Origin of the sequence: Hamadaea sp. NPDC051192 (assembly GCF_040682475.1) — a bacterium.
Taxonomy (GTDB): domain Bacteria; phylum Actinomycetota; class Actinomycetes; order Mycobacteriales; family Micromonosporaceae; genus Hamadaea; species Hamadaea flava.
In genome coordinates this window covers 73,409-90,751 of sequence record NZ_JBFBAZ010000019.1, presented here as the reverse complement: position 1 = coordinate 90,751, position 17,343 = coordinate 73,409, and the positions used below count along the sequence as shown (strand labels likewise).

The 17,343-nt window shown below is 70.3% G+C and carries 13 protein-coding genes; 5 read left to right on the top strand and 8 right to left on the bottom strand.

Going from position 1 to position 17,343, the window contains the following annotated elements; translation table 11 throughout:
* Nucleotides 1-141: 141 nt before the first annotated feature.
* Both AB0M47_RS11305 and AB0M47_RS11300 read right to left on the bottom strand, forming a co-directional pair.
* Nucleotides 142-5,187 (bottom strand): permease, encoded by a 5,046-nt coding sequence (locus tag AB0M47_RS11305; RefSeq protein ID WP_363411772.1) that lies wholly within the window; start codon nt 5,185-5,187, stop codon nt 142-144.
* Nucleotides 5,188-5,345: 158 nt separating this feature from the next.
* The gene (locus AB0M47_RS11300) at nt 5,346-6,701 is read right to left on the bottom strand and encodes a UDP-glucose/GDP-mannose dehydrogenase family protein (protein ID WP_363411790.1); all 1,356 of its coding nucleotides are present in this window, start codon (nt 6,699-6,701) and stop codon (nt 5,346-5,348) included.
* Nucleotides 6,702-7,002: 301 nt separating this feature from the next.
* Between AB0M47_RS11300 and AB0M47_RS11295 the strand changes: the two genes are divergently transcribed.
* A complete protein-coding gene (locus AB0M47_RS11295; RefSeq protein WP_363411788.1) occupies nt 7,003-8,163 on the top strand; it encodes an acyl-CoA dehydrogenase family protein in 1,161 nt (386 codons plus the stop codon).
* 55 nt (nt 8,164-8,218) lie between these two features.
* Here AB0M47_RS11295 and AB0M47_RS11290 read toward each other — a convergent pair whose 3' ends face one another.
* From AB0M47_RS11290 to AB0M47_RS11280, 3 genes are all read right to left on the bottom strand, one after another.
* Nucleotides 8,219-9,211, bottom strand: coding sequence for a glycoside hydrolase family 11 protein (locus tag AB0M47_RS11290; protein ID WP_363411786.1), 993 nt, complete (start codon nt 9,209-9,211; stop codon nt 8,219-8,221).
* A 365-nt stretch (nt 9,212-9,576) separates the two neighbouring features.
* Nucleotides 9,577-11,298: an ATP-binding protein gene (locus tag AB0M47_RS11285; RefSeq protein ID WP_363411770.1), complete on the bottom strand. Its 1,722-nt coding sequence runs from the start codon at nt 11,296-11,298 to the stop codon at nt 9,577-9,579.
* A 119-nt stretch (nt 11,299-11,417) separates the two neighbouring features.
* Nucleotides 11,418-11,792 (bottom strand): VOC family protein, encoded by a 375-nt coding sequence (locus AB0M47_RS11280; protein ID WP_363411768.1) that lies wholly within the window; start codon nt 11,790-11,792, stop codon nt 11,418-11,420.
* 69 nt (nt 11,793-11,861) lie between these two features.
* Between AB0M47_RS11280 and AB0M47_RS11275 the strand changes: the two genes are divergently transcribed.
* The 3 genes from AB0M47_RS11275 to AB0M47_RS11265 are packed head-to-tail and all read left to right on the top strand — an operon-like array spanning nt 11,862 to nt 14,388.
* On the top strand, nt 11,862-12,641 hold the full coding sequence (locus AB0M47_RS11275) for a TetR/AcrR family transcriptional regulator C-terminal domain-containing protein (RefSeq protein ID WP_363411766.1): 780 nt from the start codon (nt 11,862-11,864) through the stop codon (nt 12,639-12,641).
* A gap of 9 nt (nt 12,642-12,650) precedes the next feature.
* Complete coding sequence (locus AB0M47_RS11270; protein WP_363411764.1) at nt 12,651-13,310, top strand: VOC family protein; 660 nt, start codon at nt 12,651-12,653, stop codon at nt 13,308-13,310.
* Nucleotides 13,311-13,344: 34 nt separating this feature from the next.
* Nucleotides 13,345-14,388 (top strand): hypothetical protein, encoded by a 1,044-nt coding sequence (locus AB0M47_RS11265; RefSeq protein ID WP_363411762.1) that lies wholly within the window; start codon nt 13,345-13,347, stop codon nt 14,386-14,388.
* A 47-nt stretch (nt 14,389-14,435) separates the two neighbouring features.
* Here AB0M47_RS11265 and AB0M47_RS11260 read toward each other — a convergent pair whose 3' ends face one another.
* On the bottom strand, nt 14,436-15,050 hold the full coding sequence (locus AB0M47_RS11260; protein ID WP_363411760.1) for a hypothetical protein: 615 nt from the start codon (nt 15,048-15,050) through the stop codon (nt 14,436-14,438).
* Nucleotides 15,051-15,178: 128 nt separating this feature from the next.
* Between AB0M47_RS11260 and AB0M47_RS11255 the strand changes: the two genes are divergently transcribed.
* Complete coding sequence (locus AB0M47_RS11255; RefSeq protein WP_363411784.1) at nt 15,179-15,634, top strand: hotdog domain-containing protein; 456 nt, start codon at nt 15,179-15,181, stop codon at nt 15,632-15,634.
* Here AB0M47_RS11255 and purE read toward each other — a convergent pair.
* Together purE and AB0M47_RS11245 are read right to left on the bottom strand one after the other, a co-directional pair.
* The gene (purE, locus tag AB0M47_RS11250; RefSeq protein ID WP_363411758.1) at nt 15,631-16,128 is read right to left on the bottom strand and encodes a 5-(carboxyamino)imidazole ribonucleotide mutase; all 498 of its coding nucleotides are present in this window, start codon (nt 16,126-16,128) and stop codon (nt 15,631-15,633) included. The two genes, AB0M47_RS11255 and purE, sit on opposite strands and share 4 nt — an antisense overlap.
* Nucleotides 16,125-17,282 (bottom strand): 5-(carboxyamino)imidazole ribonucleotide synthase, encoded by a 1,158-nt coding sequence (locus tag AB0M47_RS11245; RefSeq protein ID WP_363411756.1) that lies wholly within the window; start codon nt 17,280-17,282, stop codon nt 16,125-16,127. Before AB0M47_RS11245 ends, purE begins: the two co-directional genes overlap by 4 nt.
* Between the last annotated feature and the right edge of the window lie 61 nt (nt 17,283-17,343).

The following is a 17,343-nucleotide window of genomic DNA, read 5'->3' as shown; positions in this document are numbered from 1 at the left end:
CGGCCCCGCAAAGCCCTCGGCTTCTACACCCCCGCCGAAACCCTCGCCCGTAAGCTCCACGAAGGCAGTGTTGCGACCACCCCTTGAGCCCAAGGCCAGGCAATACCTGCGTATCCGTGATCTGCAACCGATAGGAACGGGTCAGCGCATCTTTTGGAGGCCTTCGCTGAGGCGCCGTCGGCGCTCGCTGTTCGCGCCCAGCACCAGGGCGAGGATGCCGAGCGGGATCATGATGACCCAGGCGCTGAAGGCCAGCGTCAACGCGTGCAGGGCGGTGATGATCGCGACGATCGTGCCGACCTCGATCGGGGCCCGTTCGCGTTTCATCGAGCCGTAGATGACGGTCGCCACCGCCGCCACCAGGAGGATGCCCTCCCGGACCGGGTCGGTCTTCACCAGCACTAGGACGAGAGTCGGCCCGAAGGCCGCGACCAGCCCCGGGGTGAAGGCCGCCCGCGAGCCCAGATCCGGTCGCCGCCGCAGCTCGATCGCCCCCACGAGCAGCACGACCAGAGCGAACGGCAACGTGTACGCCTCTGGCTGCGCCACCTGAGCGTTCTGGGCGAACAGCCACCACGCGGCGATCGCCGAACCCGCGCTGGCCCAGAAGTACGCCCGCCGCTGGTTCTCGGTGTGTGTCGGGCGGCCCGCGGCGATGCCGAGGACGGCGCTCCACGCCGCGAGGAGGACTCCGACGGTGACGGGCGACTCCAGGGCGAGCGCGAGCGCGATGAGCGCCGCGAACTGGCCCGCCCATTCGACCGCGGCGGCCTCGGGCCGGGCTTCCCGCTTGGCGAACCGGGGCAGCAGCGCCGCGCCGATGATGAGGACCGCGCCGACGGCGAGTACGCCGAGCGCCGTCCAGAACCGGGTGAGTCCCAGGTGCAGGCTGATCGACATCATGAACAGCTCGCCCGCGACGGCCGCGCCCAGCCAGCCCAGGATGCGGGCCAGCTGCGTCTTCCCGCCGAGCGCGGCGGTCGCGCCGACGGCGACCGCGCCGCCGAAGGTGAAGATCGTCATCTCCGGGGTCGCCAGCGCACCGGCGAGCCCGGCGTTCCCGCCGATCAGTCCCATGAGGACGATCGCCACCCGCGCCGTACGCAGGGAGCGGTCGCTCTCCGCCTCGGTGGGTGGTTCGGTGAGCGCCACGCCCAGCATGCACACGGTGAACACGGTCAGCCCCGCGAGGGTCGCCGAGTTCCAGCTCAGGCGCATGGCGTACGGGATGATGAGCAGGGCCAGCGCGAAGACCGGCGTGACCCGGGCGACGGCGCGGTTGGCCCCGCCGCCGAAGCCGATCGCGGCCAGGCCGGCGGCGGCGGTGAGCAGAAGGGCGGTCAGCGCGGCGCTGGGACCGGTCGCGGACGCCGCGTTCGCCGTGGCCTCCGGTACGCCTTCCCAGATGTGCCCGATGGTCTGGAACGGTTTGGTGAGCGCGGCCACGAGCAGCGGCCAGAGCGCGACGATCGCGAGCAGGGCCGGGAGCACCGCGGCGGCGAACGCGCCGGCGGCCGGATAGTCGGGCAGCCGCCAACGGTCGCGCGCCTGGCTCCAAAGCTTCGACAGCGGGCGTTCCCGGGTGACGGTGGGTGCACGCAGCAGTTCGGACAGAACCGCCAGCAATACCGCCGTGGCGGCGAAGACACCGGTGGGTCGCGGACCGGTGACTTCGCCGATCGCGATGGCGGTCCCCGCGACGCTGACGCCGACGGTGACCCAGCCGAGGTAACCCGCGATGACGTTCCGGGCCGCGCCGGCCAGCGCGAGTCCTACGGAGACGGTGGCGAGGGCGGCGGTCAGCACGATCTGCCGGGTATCGGACCGTCCCCCGTGGACCATGTACGCCAGGACCGCGACCGCCGCCGGTGCGGCGAGCAGGACGCCGACCGCGCCGATGCCGCCGACCGTGCCGAGATGCGACGTCCGGCGGTCGCCCGGCGCCATGTCCGCGTTCTGATACGCCGCCAACGCCAGGACGACCAGGCTCACCAACCCCAGTACGCCCAACGCCGCCGCCGTCGTCCAGGGGCGTACGAGCGCCGCCCCGACGGCGTAGAACGCGAGCGCGATGGCGACCGCGATCCGGGCGTACCCGGCGCGGGGGTCCTTGGCGACCGGCGCCGAAATCGCGTACGCGGCCGCGATGAGCAGCCCGAGGACGACCGGGGACCACCACGGCCAGTGCAACGCGGCCGGGGTGCCGACGGTGGCCAGGCCGACGCAGACGGCTGCGGCGTCGTAGTTGCGGGGCCGGGGCATCCCGATCGCCGCCGCGCCCGCGAGCGCGAGCAGCGCGAGCGGCCCCTGCCACCCCAGCTCCGACTCGGTCACCGCGCTCGAGGCGAGATCGCCGCTCCACAGTCCACCTTCGACGGTGACGGCTTGGAGCCCGCCGATCAGCGCCGGGTACCCCGCGATCAGTAGCACGACCAGCCCGGCCGCGCTGGCGCCGAGCACCGGCCCGCGCCGCCAGTCCGGTGGCATCGAGCGGATTCCGGCCGCCGCCGCGAGGACCATCAACGCCGCGGCGACCAGCCAGCTGTCCGGCAGGACGAGGGACACCCCGCGAGTGACCGCCGCGATCGCGCCCGCGACCACCATGGCGGCGGCGTAATCGGCCCCGTCGTACATCCGGTCGGCCCGGATGCCGGTGTCGATCGACGAACTCAGGATCAGCAGCACCGCGGCGACCAGCAGCAACGTCGCGACCAGCGTGTCGGCGAACCCGGCGCCCTCGGCCCCGAACGTCGCCAGCGTGATGACCAGCGCACCGAGGCCGCTGCCGATCGCGATCGGCAGCCCGATCTCGCGGTGCGCCACCTGACGGATCGCGACGTAGCCGAGGGTGCCGCTGGCGGTGAGCGCCGCCGCGATCAGCGGCACCGACGGCAGTACGCCCGGCGCCAGCGTGACGATGGTGGCGGCGACGGCCGACGGCGCTGCGAAGGCGGCCGCTCCGGCACAGGTGTCGCCGATGATCTGGGTGACCGGCCGGCGTGGCACCGGCCGGCCGGCTCGCGCCTCCGGGGTCGGCAGGACTCGCTGCGCGAGCGCGAGGATCACCCCGGCAGCCGTGATCGCGGCGAGTACGCCGGCCGACGCGCCCGGCGCGTTCAGCGAGGCGAGGATCGCCACCAGACCGACCGCCGCCGCTGCGATCGCGTGCGCGCGGGCGGACCGTGGGGTCGTCGCACCGAGCCCGCCGCCCGGAATCGCCCGCTGCGGTTCGGGCGCGCCGAACCACTGGTCCGCCAACTTCCCGCTGCGCGGTGCCAGGAACCGAGTGAACACGTTCTGGGGGCGCTGATCCGGCTGAGCCGGCGGCGAGTCTTCATCCTCATCGGACGTCAGCGGCTGCTCGGGCCGGGACGACACCTGCACTGATCCGACCCCGATGCCGACCGCCGCGATGCCGATCGCGACCGCCGTCAGCACCCACAGCGTGGCCGACGGGGTCAGCAGCAGCGACGCGGGCGCGGCCAGCCCGGCCAGGGCGGCTCCGCCCACCGCGACCTCGCGACGGAACGACGGCGGCAACGCCAGCCCGGCGGCGACGGCGGCCAGCGCCACCGTCCCGACCAGCGACGGGCCCGCGCCCGAACCGGCGCTGTGCAGGATCGCCTGGTACTCCTCCGGCGTACGGCCGGTCCAGATCGGCAGACCCGCGCGGATCGGACCGAGCGCGGCGCGCAGCGCCTGACCCAATACGAACGCGCCGACGGCGGCTACGGCCACTGTGGACGCGATCTGCGGCCCGCGCCTTGCCGACGCCGGGATCACCCGGATCGCCAGTCCAGTCACGACCAGCGCGCCCGCGAGGACCAGCAGCGTCTGCCCCGGCGCGGCCAACGCCGCCACCCGGCCCGCCACCACGATCCAGGCCAGCGTCAGCGCACCGGCGGCGACGTCCGGCAACGGCTTGGTCCGCACCATCAGCGCGCCGAGCAGCCCGACCGCACACGAGAGCAGCAGCGTCGCACCACCGCGCGCCGCCGATGGCGCGTCGGTCGCCTGCCAGGTGGCCACCAGTCCATAGGAGACACCGGCCAGCACGGCCACGCCGTGCAGGCTCCACGCCAGCTCGCGCAGCCAGAAACTCGACCACGCGCCCTCCAGCACCTGCGGGTGGCGGATCGGGTGCTCGCCGCCGATCTGGAGCGGCTCGCGGTGCGACAGCTCTACTGCCCGCGCGACCATCGCGTTGCCCAGGGCCAGGACGGCGAAGATCAGCGCCAGGCCGGCTGGGCCTTTGATCCAGTCGTACGCCAAGAGCGGCAACACGGGCTGGAAGAACAGCACGACGCCGTACCGAGCCGAACTGAGCAGGGTGACGCGGTGAATCACGAGAGAGACGAGGGCGGTGACGGCGAACACCGCTCCGGCGATCTGCGACCAGGAGGCCGCCGAGGTGGCGATCGGAGGCAGCTGGGCCAGCAGGTATCCGTCCACCGGCAGGAGCAGCAGCCCGACCGTGGTCAGCGTCTCCGCCGTCGACACCAGGCGTACGCGGATGAGCAGGAAGGCCGAGACGAGCATGGCGACCGTGACGAGGCTGAGGACGAGCAGGCCGCCCCCGGCGCGCAGACCGCTGGCGAAGGCGGCGTACACGACGGCGGCGACGCCGATCATCAGTCCACCCAGGACCAGCAGAACGTTCTGCACCGTACGCGGAGAGGTCTCCGGCGGCGGGGTCTGCAACGGCGCGACCCGCTGCCGGGGAGCACCCGGCGGACGGCCGCCGGCGGCGGCCCCGGCCGGGCGCGAAGTCGCCGCGCCGGGTGGGCGGCTGGGCGTACCACCGGATGGGCGACCAGGCGCGGCCTTCCGCCCTGGCGGAGCCGTCGTGGTCGCCGACGTGGTGGGGGTCGTCGAGGGCGGAGTGGGCGCGGCGGCCGGCTCCGCGGACTTGCGCCCGAAGCGCCGCTGGCGCGGAGCCTGCGCCTTGGCCTGCTGCTTCTGGACGGCATGCGACAGCAGGTTGCGCTGGTGCATCGCGGCCTGGAGCTGCTGGCTCAGCTTCTTGCGCTGGGAGACCAGCCCCATGTCCTGCGTATTCAGGTCGGAGATCGCCTTGTTGACCCGGGCTAGCTCGGCCTCCAGCACCTCGGCGGTGTTGCCGCAGTGCGGGCAGCGCTGAAGGGGATCCCGCAGCCTGCCACACATCGAGCATGGGGACTGTTCCAAGGGAACACCTCCGAAGCGGTCATGCCGGTTGAAGTCAGCATGCCCGGTCTTAGCGAGGGCTGTACAGTCCCTTTTAGCCATGAATGCGACAGAGCCGCCCCACAATCTGGGGGGCGACTCTGCGCTGAGTGATCAAACTGTTACCGGTGGCGCACCGTTCAGCCGACGGCCGGGCGGCCGAGACCGCGATAAGTCCAACCGGCCGCCGTCCACGTCGCGGCGTCCAGGCAGTTCTTGCCATCGATGATCTTGCGCTGACCGGCCAGCGCGCCGAGCGACACCGGGTCGGCGTTGCGGAACTCCGCCCAGTCGGTCAGTACGCACACCAGCTCGGCCTCGGTGACCGCCTCGGCCAGCGACTTCTCGTACGCCAGCTCCGGGTGCACCTTGCGGGCGTTCTCGGTGCCCTGCGGGTCGTAGACGCGCACGTCGGCCCCGGCCTCGGCGAGCATCCCGGCGACCGCGAGCGCCGGCGAGTCCCGGACGTCGTCGGTGTTGGACTTGAACGTCGCGCCCAGCACGGCGATCCGCGCGCCCGACAGGTCCGGACCGGCCGGGCCCGGCCGGCGGCCGAGCAGCTCGGCGGAGAGCTGGACGACCTTGGCCCGGCGGCGCAGGTTGATCAGGTCGACCTCGTGCAGGAACCGCAGCGCCTCGCCCGCGCCCAGCTCCTGCGCACGGGCCTGGAACGCCCGGATGTCCTTCGGCAGGCAGCCGCCGCCGAAGCCGACGCCCGACTGGAGGAACCGGTTGCCGATACGCGGGTCGAAGCCGAGCGCGCGAGCCAGGTGCGTGACGTCGCCGCCGGCGACCTCGCAGACCTCGGCCATGGCGTTGATGAACGAGATCTTGGTCGCCAAGAAGGCGTTGGCCGCCACCTTGACCAGCTCGGCGGTCGCGAAGTCGGTCGCCACCACGGGAACCTCGCGGTCCTCGGTAGAGGCGAGGTCGAAGACGCCCTTGTGCGCGGCGTGCAGCATGGCGGTCGCCCACTCGGTCTTGGCCGCCCACACGATGCGGTTCGGCCGCATGACGTCGTCGGCGGCGTAGCCCTCCTGCAGGAACTCCGGGCTCCAGGCGACCTCGATGCCCAGCTCCGGGTCGGCGTGCTTCTCGACGAGGCGCTCGACCCACTCGGCGGTGCCGACCGGGACGGTGGACTTGCCGACGATGAGCGCCTTGCGGGTCAGGTTCTGCGCCAGGGGCACCACGGCGGACTCGACGTAACGCAGGTCCGCGCCCATCCCGTCGAGGCGCTGCGGGGTGCCGACGCAGATGAAGTGGACGTCGCCGAAGTCGGCGGCCTCCTGGTAGGACGTGGTGAAGCGCAGGCGGCCGGCGGCCAGGTTGCGCTTGAGCAGCTCGTCCAGTCCGGGCTCGTGGAACGGCATCTCTCCGCGCGACAGGTCCTCGACCCGCTTGGGGTCGACGTCGACGGCCAGCACCTCGTAGCCGAGTTCGGCATAGCAGATCGCGTACGTGGCGCCGAGGTAGCCGACGCCGATGAAGGTCAGCCGGGGCCGTGCGGCACCCGAGGGCGGAGTGACTGTGACCGTCGGCACATACGTGCCCTGAACTGGGTTCGTCACGCCTTCATTCTCCCGTCTCCAACATCACACTGCATCGCTAGACGTCGCGAGGAACGCCGAAAGTTGCCGTTTTCCAGGCCGTTGCGAGCGTACGCCCGCCCCGACGCCCGAGGAAGCCTACGGGACGGGCGGGTTCGCCGGAAACCTGAGTCCTCGTTTAGGCTAGTGGCGACCAAGCTACCCACGAGTAACAGAAGCAAACCCCTTGGGAAGACCTCACGGAGGCATCGTGTCGTTCGATCTCTACCAGCTCTCCGAGGAGCACGTCGCCATCCGCGAGGCCGTGCGCGACCTGTGCGCGGACAAGGTCGCCCCGCACGCGGCGGCTGCCGACGAAACCGGCGAGTTCCCGCAGGCCAGCTATGACGCGCTGCGAGCCGCCGACTTCCACGCCCCGCACATCCCGGCCGAGTACGGCGGCGCCGGCGCGGACGCGCTCGCCACCGCGATCGTGATCGAGGAAGTGGCGCGAGCCTGCGCGTCCAGCTCCCTCATCCCGGCGGTGAACAAGCTGGGCAGCCTCCCGGTGATGCTCGCCGGCTCGGCCGAGCTGAAGCAGCAGTACCTGCCCGCCGTCGCCCGGGGCGACGCGATGTTCTCCTACTGCCTCTCCGAGCCGGAGGCGGGCAGCGACGCGGCCGGCATGACGACCCGCGCCGAACGCGACGGCGACCACTGGGTCCTCAACGGGGTCAAGCGCTGGATCACCAACGCCGGCGTCTCCGAGTACTACACCGTCTTCGCCAAGACCTCGGCCGCGGCCGGCACCCGCGGCATCTCGGCGTTCGTCGTGGAGAAGTCCGACGCCGGAGTCAGCTTCGGCGCACCCGAACGCAAACTCGGCATCAAGGGCTCCCCCACCCGCGAGGTCTACCTCGACAACGTACGCATCCCGCTCGGCCGCATCATCGGCGAAGAGGGCACCGGCTTCGCCACCGCGATGCGTACGCTCGACCACACCCGGGTCACCATCGCCGCCCAGGCACTGGGAATCGCCCAAGGCGCGCTCGACGCCGCGTTGGCGTACGTGCAGGAGCGCAAGCAGTTCGGCAAGGCGATCGCCGAGTTCCAGGGACTCCAGTTCATGCTGGCCGACATGGGCATGAAGCTCACCGCCGCCCGGGAACTGACCTACTCCGCCGCCGCACGCTCCGAGCGGAACGCACCCGACCTCACCTACTACGGCGCGGCCGCGAAATGCTTCGCCTCGGACGCCGCCATGGAGATCACCACGAACGCGGTGCAACTGCTCGGCGGATACGGCTACACGAAGGACTTCCCGGTCGAGCGCATGATGCGGGACGCCAAGATCACCCAGATCTACGAGGGCACGAATCAAGTGCAGCGGATCGTGATGGCCCGCCAGCTCCTCAAGGGCGTCATCTAAGCCGTACGCGCTGACGGAACCGGGCCGGGCGCCGAACGCCCGGCCCGTCGCGTACTCAACTGCAGGCGGCGCCGTTCAGCGTGAAGCCTGTCGGGGCCGCGCTGTTACCGGTATGGGTCGCCTGGAAGCCGATCGTGGTCGACCCGCCTGGCGCTATGGACCCGTTGTAGTTGACATTCGTCGCCGTCACCGTCCCACTGCTGGGCGAGTAGGTCGCGCTCCAGCCGGAGGTGATGGTCTGCCCGGACGCCAGGGTGAACTTGAGTGACCAGCCGTTGATCGCGGCCGTTCCGGTGTTGGCGATGGTGATGTTGTCCGTCAGTCCGTTGTTCCAGGCGCTGACCGACTGCGTCACCTTGCAGGCGCTGGTGCCGCCCGAGGTGGGCGACGTGGTCGGCCGGGGCGAGCTGGCGGTCGGCGTGGGCGACGCGGGGCCGCTGCCTTCGCTGACCGTGATGCTGGAGCTGCCGCTGCTCTGGTAGCCCTCGGTGGCCATGATCTGGTAGTCGTGGCTGCCCAGGCTCAGCCCGAGGCTCGCCCAGGCGTTGAAGTGGTTGGCCGTGGTGATGGTGCCGCTGCTGCGGTGCGACTGCCGGACGCTCCAGTACTGGTAGAACGTCGCGGTGCCCTCGATGGAGGGCTGGTTGACCCGCTGGGTGCGGTAGATGTCGTAGGTGCTGCCGTCAGTGGTGACGGAGCCCAGCCGGGTGGCCCCGCTGCTCGGGTTGTAGCTGCCGAAGTTCTCGACGACGTAGTACTCGATGAGCGGGTTCCTGGTCCAGCCGTAGAGCGCCAGGTACCCGTTGCCGTTCGGGCTGAAGCTGCCGGAGTAGTTCACGGTGTGGCTGGAGCCGGGCTTCCAGCCCTTGCCGACCACCATGTTGTTCATGTTGCTCCATTGAACGCTGTAGCTGCCGCCGGCGCCCAACGTCATCGTGACGTTGCCGTTGTCCTTCCAGTACGAGAAGAAGTAGCCGTTGTGCGTACCGGTGGTGTTGGCGGTGACCGTCCGGTCGGCTTCGGCGTGCGCCACGCCGGACAGCATCATCGAGGCGGCGGCCAGGACGACCGCGCCGGCTGCCGCGATGAGCAGCTTGAAGCGACTTCGTCCGCGGAGCTCCACTGGGGAGGGGGTGTCGTTCACTGCGTACGTCCCTTTCACGAGGGGGTGGCTGGGCGGCCACCCGTCGACGCTCGTCGATGGTGAATTTTGGGACGCCGTTGGGCGGGTTGTCAACGATTTCCGGAAGGTTTGCGGAAGTGTCCGGTGGATACTGGTGGCGATCGCTGCGCTGTTTCGCCAGCGCATCGGCATGTTGGGCTGACCTGCTGAGTCGCGTTCACAGCCGCTGCTCGTACCGAAGTCGGCACAGGATTCTGAAAATTTCGGAACTTCTCCGAACCTTTTCAGCGTCAGCCTTCGGCGGCTCGCCAGAGGGCGTTCTTGCTTCGCTCCTTGCCGATCAGCTCGACCTGCCCGCGCTCCCGCAACCGCCGCAGCTGATAGATGACGACTGTCTTCACCAGACCGGTCGCCGTCTCGATCTCGCTCCGGGTCCTCGGGCCCTGCCGAAGCGCTTGGAGAACTGCTTGGCCCGGGTCGACGTCAGTCTGGAGCAGCGGCACCGTGGCGTCAGCCGCCAGGCCATAGGTCGCCGAGCCACGATTGCCCGACATCGCGAGATAGCCGCGATCCACCAGGTCGCGCATGAGCCGGCCCGCTTCACGGCTGTCCGAGACGCCGGTCGCAGTGCGGAACGACTTGTTCGTCAACAGCTGACCGCGCCGAGCGAGGGCGAGGGCGATCATTTGCGGGCCGTTGAGCCCTTCCACTCCGCGGTCGGACATCCACGCGAGGGTCTCGCGGTCCAGAAGCGTGTGGTTCGGGAAGACGACTTCGAAGGTCGAGATGTTGTCGCGGAACTCCGGCGGCTCCATACCGGCGTCGGCTAACGCTCGCCGCATGGTGAAGATGCCGGAGCCGACGTTCTCGCACACCATCCGTCCGCGATCGCCAGGCGTGTCGGCCAGGATCTTGAGCAACGATCGATTGCGACTGGAACTCGTGCCGGTCAGCCCCAGATCGTCGAGTCCGACCGGTCCGTAGAGTCCACCCGCGTTCCGGACGACGAGCCGGTCCGGGAACATCTCGATCTGAACCTGCGTTCCTCGCGAGCCGACCCCCAGATCCCGATGGATCAGCGCGTTGGTGACGGCCTCCCGGATAGCGATCTCCGGGTACTCCCACTCGTCCTGCCGGAACAGCCCCATGACAAGACTTCGGCGTTGCATGTTCCGCTTCAGGACTGTCACGACGTCGCTGAGCATCGACGGGATGGACCCATCGACGACCGCGCTGTCCAGGAACCGCTCGCCCCTCGGGCCGGGCACGCCGGCCTCCGGCGTCGGATATCGCACCACGGACACGTTGAGCTGTGGAAAGTACTCCTGGGGATAGACGCCGAAGGCGAGTAGTCCGGCAAGCGTGGGCACAAGGGCGTCGTCGAGGTCAGTCACGACATTGGTTCTCGCGAGTATGTAGTCATCCGGTCGTCCGCCGAAGACCGAGGGTCTGGTTTCGCGCAGCCTGCCCAGGTACGCCGCCAAGGCATCTTGGTCGAGGTCTCGCATCCGAGCCTCCGGCACGGCGACCTGGTCCTGTCGCGGTTCGCGCTGGTTGGCGATCAGCGTGCCCACTTCGTACTCGGTGAGCTTCCGGTTCCCGTCGGAGACGCGCAGGCGCGACCCGAGGTAGGGCCCGAGGCTGCGCCGATAACAAGGGCGGAGGTCCCGCGGGATGACGGGAACGGCCATCGCGACGACCGGCCGGCCCTCCACCACATAGGTGGAGATCTCTCCCCGCACCGGCGGCTCCATCTCACCGCAAAGGGTCGCCAGTTGGTGCTCCGCGCCTCCGGCGTCTTCAACGCCGGTTACCGCGAACCCCGACTGCTCGTCGACGCCCAGCACGATCAGCCCGCCCGAGGTGTTGGCGAAAGCGCTGATCGTCTCCCACGTGTCTTGTGGCAGACCCTTACGGGCTCGCTTGACCTCGACAGACAGGTGGTCCGACCCACGGACACGGAGATCCTGAATGATTGCGAGCAACCCTGGGACGTCCACTGGCGACTCCAAGTCCCATCAGTTTAACGATCAGATTTTTCATCAGAAGATTAATCTGATGTCCGGAACGCGTCAACTGATCGCGATTTCGGGCGGGTGGGCCGGGCGCTGATGCGCCCGGCCGCACCGGCCTAGACCCACTGGACGAGCTGGATGATCACTCCGTTCGGGTCGGCGACCTGGAAGAAGCGCTCGCCCCACGGCTCGGTCTGCAGCGGCGTCACGATCGCCACGCCCTCGGCCTGGACGCGGGCGTACTCGGCGTCGATGTCGTCCACGACGAGCGCGACGAGGACTCCGTGGACGTCGCCTTTCATGGTGTCCGGCCGGAACGTCTCCAGTCCCGTACGCAGGTAGATCAGGTTGAACCCGGTGTCGGGGCGGGATAGGGAGACGAAGCCGTCGGCCGCCATGTCCTCGGTGAACCCGAAGTGGTCCTGGGCGAACCTGGCCGAGGCAACGGGGTCGGCGACATTGAGGGAAATGGCTGCGGCGGTCACTCGCATACGAGGCTCCTACTCTGTACGGCGTACGTTGTACAGTGTACGACAATGACGGGTGAGAGGATATTCCCCGTGGCGACGACGGATCGCAGTAGCGGCGGCGACCCCGCGCGTACCCTCTCGTTGTTGTGGCGGGACGCCCGAGAGCCGGCGACCGGGCAGCGGGGGCCGAGACCCGCGCAGAGTGTCGACAAGATCGTCGACGCGGCGCTCGCGCTGGCCGACGCGGAAGGGCTCGGCGTCGTCTCGATGCGGCGCGTCGCGCAGGCGCTGAAGGTGGCGCCGATGTCGATCTACACCTATGTGCCCGGCAAGGCCGAGCTGATCGACCTCATGCTCGACACCGTGTACGCGCGGATGCCGCGCCGCGAGCCGGCGGGTACGCAGTGGCGTGACCGGGTGACGGCGGTGGCCGACGACAACCGGGACTTGTTCGAGCGGCATCCCTGGCTGGCGGCGGTGTCGACGAACCGGCCGACGCTGGGGCCGGGCGCGATCGCGAAGTACGACTACGAGCTGCGGGCGCTCGACGGGGTCGGGCTCGACGACGTCGACCTGGATGCCGCGCTGACTCTCGTGCTCGGCTTCGTGCAGACCTGCGCGCGGGCCGCGGCCGATCTCCGGACGGCGCACCAGGAATCGGCCATGAACGACGAGCAGTGGTGGGCCGCCAATCAGCCCCTGCTGGCGAAGATGTTCGACGCCGAGCGGTTTCCGCTGGCCTCTCGGGTCGGCGCGGCGGCCGGGGCGGCGCACGGCAGCGCCTACGACCCCGCGCACGCGTACGCCTTCGGGCTGGCCCGGGTGCTCGACGGGCTCGCCGTCCTCATCGAACGGCGCTCCGGCACTTAGGGTGTGCCCATGGCGATCGCCCGCTTCAAGAAAGTCACGATGGAATGCCGGGATCCCGAACGGGTCGGGGCGTTCTGGGCTGACGTGCTCGGCCGCACCTGGAAGGCGTACGACGCCGACTCCGGTGGTGTCTTCGGCCCGACTCCACGGCACACGATCTGGCTCACGCGAACCGCTGAGCCGAAGACCGTCAAGAACCGCGTCCACCTCGACGTGTACGCCCTGAGCGTGGCCGGGTTGGAGGTGCTGGGCGCGTCCATCCTGCTGCCGCAGGGCGATGGGCGTACCTGGACGGTGATGGCCGACCCGGAGGGCAACGAGTTCTGCACCTTCGTCCGGGACGAACTGCCTGAGGACCGGGTGGCGGGGCTGGTGGCCGACGCCGCCGATCCCCGGACGGCCGCCCAGTGGTGGGGCGACCTGTTCGGCGTACCCGTCAAGCACAGCGACGAGGGCTGGTCGGCGATTGAGCAGGTGCCGGACCTGCCGATGCGAAGCATCTCCGTCAACCCGGTGCCCGAGCCGAAGACCGCCCCCAACCGGGTGCGCTGGGAGATCTCCGTCCCGGCGTACGCCGAGCTGGAGGCGGCCGGCGCGCGTCCGGTCGGACCAGGCGTGTACGCCGATCCCGAGGGGAACGAGTTCGGCGTCGTCCTCCGCCGTTCGTAGTTATTCCGGCATTTAGGACAGTACGCTCAGAGCCGTGGCGGGACGGCACAAACGCGATTCGTGGCCCCGGTGGCGCTGGGTGCGGTGGCTGGCCGACCGGGGCGTGTCGACCCGGTCGGTCGCCCTGGTCATCGGCGTCCTGCTGCTGCAGGCCGGCTTCATCGCGAGCTACCTCGCCGCGTTCCACGAGCCCAAGCCGCACGAGATCGCCGTGGCGACCACCGACGACCAGGTCGCCCAGCAGCTCGACGGGCTGTCCGGCGACCCGCTCAAGGCAACCGTCGTCGCCGACCGGGCGGCGGCCGTCCAGCGGATCGACGACCAGGACGCGTACGGGGCGTATGTGGTCGGCCAGCAGAGCGACGAGCTGATCGTCGCCTCGGCGGCCGGCGTCGCCGTGGTGACCACGCTGGAGGAGATCTTCCAGCAGATCTCCGCGCAGACCGGCCGGAAGTTCACGGTCACCGACATCAAACCGCTGCCCAGCGGCGATCCTCGTGGACTGTCCGGGTTCTACCTCGTGGTCGGCTGGACCGTCGGCGGGTACCTGGTCGCGTCGGCGCTGAGCGTCAGCCTCGGCGCGCGCCCCTCGACCCGGCAACGGGCGGGCGTCCGGCTGGGCGCGCTGGCGGCGTACGCCGTCGTCTCGGGCATCGTCGGCGCCTGGATCAGCTACGCGATCGTCGGCGGGATGCCGCACCACTACGTCGGGCTGGCCGCGCTGGGCGCGCTGCTCGTCTTCGGGGTGGGCGCGGCCACCATGGCGTTGCAGGTGGTCTCCAGCATCGTCGGCATCGGGCTGGCCGTGCTGCTGTTCGTCATCCTCGGCAACCCCAGCGCCGGCGGCGCGTACGCCTGGCCGCTGCTGCCCGGCTTCTGGCGGGCCATCGGCCCCTGGCTGCCGCCGGGTGCGGGGCTGTCGGCGTTCCGCTCCATCGTCTACTTCGGAAACTCGAAGCTGCTCATGCCGTTGCTCGTGCTCGCGGCGTACGCCGTCGTCGGGATCGTCGCCACGATGCTGCTCGCCGGACGGCGACCGCACCTCGCGGCCGAGATCGACGGGTTCGGCACCACATAGAAATACCCGGGACGATCAGTCGTCCCGGGTATTTCAGGCGTCGGGGCTCAGCGGCTCGGCGGCGGCCCCCACGGCGAGGCAGGCGTCTCCGCCGTGGTGCCGGCCGGGCTCACCGGAGTGAACGAGCTGGTGGACTCCGTCGTGGTGGCGCTGGTGTCGGCGGTCGTGACCGCCGGGACCGGAGTCGCCGTCCAGTCGGTCGTCGTGGTCGTGGTGGCGGTCGCGTCGGCCGTCTCGGTGCCCGGCCAGACCCGCCAGCGTCCACCGCTGAACACCGCTATCAGCAGCACTCCGCCGAGCACCGGGATGATCCCCGACTTCAGCGGCGTGATCGTCATGACGTCATGACCGAGGACGTCCTTCTGGACCCGGTCGAACACGTCTACGCCGGTCTTCGGCGCAAAGATCAGCAGCGCGGAGCTGCCGAGGTACAGCAGGGCGACAAGCAGGGGACCCACCGGGGAGACCCGGAGGGAGGCGATCAGGCCCACGATGAGGCCCGCACCGACCAGAACGCCCGCACCGAGCAGCACCTTCGAGGAATATCCCGTCGGCGCGCCCGCCGTGTACACCTCGCCCATGACAGTCTGGCCGAAGGCCACGACCGCCCACGCGAGCGGAGCGATGACTACTCCGGCGATCAGACTCCATAAATGACGCATGTGAGGCACCCTATAGATTTCCGGCCGCCCCGCAACCCAGCGAATCCTCAGGCTCTAGCCTGAGCAGCGTGAACGACACCGCCCCCGGCCGGCCGACGGCGTACTCCCAGATAACGCTGAGCCGCATCATGACCGCCCTGGACGTCAACCTCTACGGCACCGTCCACGGCGGCGTCATCATGAAGTTCGTCGACGACGCGGCCGGCGCGGCCGCCGCCCGCCACTGCGGGTTCAACGCGGTCACCGTCGCGATCGACGAGATCGAACTGCTGGTCCCGGTGCGGGTAGGCGACCTCGTCCACGCCAAGGCCCAGGTCAACTGGACCGGTGTCACGTCGATGGAGATCGGCGTCACGGTGCTCGCCGAGCGCTGGAACGAAGCCGGTCGCACGCCGGAACGGGTCGCGACGGCGTACCTGGTCTTTGTGGGCGTCGACGCCGACGGCAAGCCCCGCGTGGTCCCGCCGGTACAGCCCGAGAGCGACACCGACCAGCGGCGCTTCCAGGAGGCCATCATCCGGCGGGAGCACCGCCTCGCCCGGCGCCGCGCGATCGCGCAGCACCGCGCCCCCCACCTCGACTAGCTCCGCAGGCGGTCCTGCAGCGTCGCGTCCTTCTGCTCCACCAGCTCGATCAAATCCTGCTGGTACGCCTCGATGCGGCGCTGCAAGGCCGGGTCGCTCGCGGCCAGCACGCGTACGGCGAGCAGGCCGGCGTTGCGGCCGCCGCCGATGGAGACCGTGGCGACCGGAATGCCGGCCGGCATCTGCACGATGGACATGAGCGAGTCCATGCCGTCCAGGTGCTTCAACGGCACCGGTACGCCGATCACCGGCAACGGCGTCACCGAGGCGACCATGCCCGGCAGCGCGGCGGCTCCGCCCGCGCCCGCGATGATGACCTGGATGCCGCGGCCGGCAGCCGCCTGCCCGTACTCGATCATCTTGACCGGGGTGCGGTGGGCCGAGACGACGTGCGCCTCGTAGGTCACGCCGAACTCGTCGAGCGCCTCGGCCGCCGGCTGCATCGTCGGCCAGTCCGAGTCGCTGCCCATGATGATCCCGACCTGGACCGTCACTTGGGTTCCTCCCCGTAGGTCAGCCAATGGGCGGCGCGCGCGGCCCGGGCCCGGGTCTGCGCGAGATCGTGGCCGAGCGCGGTCACGTGGCCGATCTTGCGGCCGGGCCGGACCTGCTTGCCGTAGAGGTGCACCTTGACGCCGGGCTCGGCGGCGAACAAGTGGTGCAGGCGCTCGTCGATCGGCATCCCGCCGTCCGGGCCGCCGAGCACGTTCGCCATCACGACCACCGGCGCGGCGGCCGAGGTGTCGCCCATCGGGTAGTCCAGGACGGCCCGCAGATGCTGCTCGAACTGGCTGGTCCGAGCGCCCTCGATGGTCCAGTGCCCGGAGTTGTGCGGGCGCATCGCCAGCTCGTTGACGCTGAACCGGCCGTCGGCGTCGACGAACAGCTCGACGGCGAGCATGCCGACGACGCCCAGCTCGGTCGCGATCCGGATGCCCAGCTGCTGGATCTCGGCGGCCTGCTCCTCACCCAGCCCGGGGGCGGGCGCGAGGACCTCGACGCAGATCCCGTCCTGCTGCACCGTCTCGACCACCGGGTACGCCGCGACCTGCCCGAACGGCGATCGGGCGACCTGGACGGCGAGTTCCCGGTCGAGGGTCACCTTCTCCTCGACGATCAGCTCGACGCCTTGGGCGAGCAGCTCGGCCGCCTGCTCCGGGCCGGTCAGGACCCAGACACCCTTGCCGTCGTAACCGCCGGTCGCGGCCTTGCCGACGATCGGCCAGCCGACCTCGTCGCCGAACTCCCGAACGTCCTCGATCCGGTTCACCGGCCGCCAGCGCGGCATCGGTGCGCCCATCGCGGTCAGGCGTTCCCGCATCAGGCGCTTGTTCTGGGCGTACTGGAGCGCGTCGGCGGAGGGGTAGACGGCCACGCCGTCGGCGGCCAGCGCCCGGATGTGCTCGCCCGGGACGTGCTCGTGATCGAAGGTGACCACGTCGCAGCCCTTGGCGAAGTCCCGCAACGCGGCCAGGTCGAGGTGTGAGCCGACGTGCACGTCCGCCGCTACCAGGGCGGCGCCGTCGTCGGGCGAGGTGGCCAGTACGCGCAACGACTGGCCGAGGGCGATCGCCGACTGGTGGGTCATGCGGGCGAGCTGTCCGCCGCCGATCATGCCGACCACCGGCAGTCCAGTCCGGGTGTCCATCGCGGGCAAGCCTACCGACCTGCCCCTTCACCCCTCCGCCTGGGCTCCGCCCCCGTTAGGT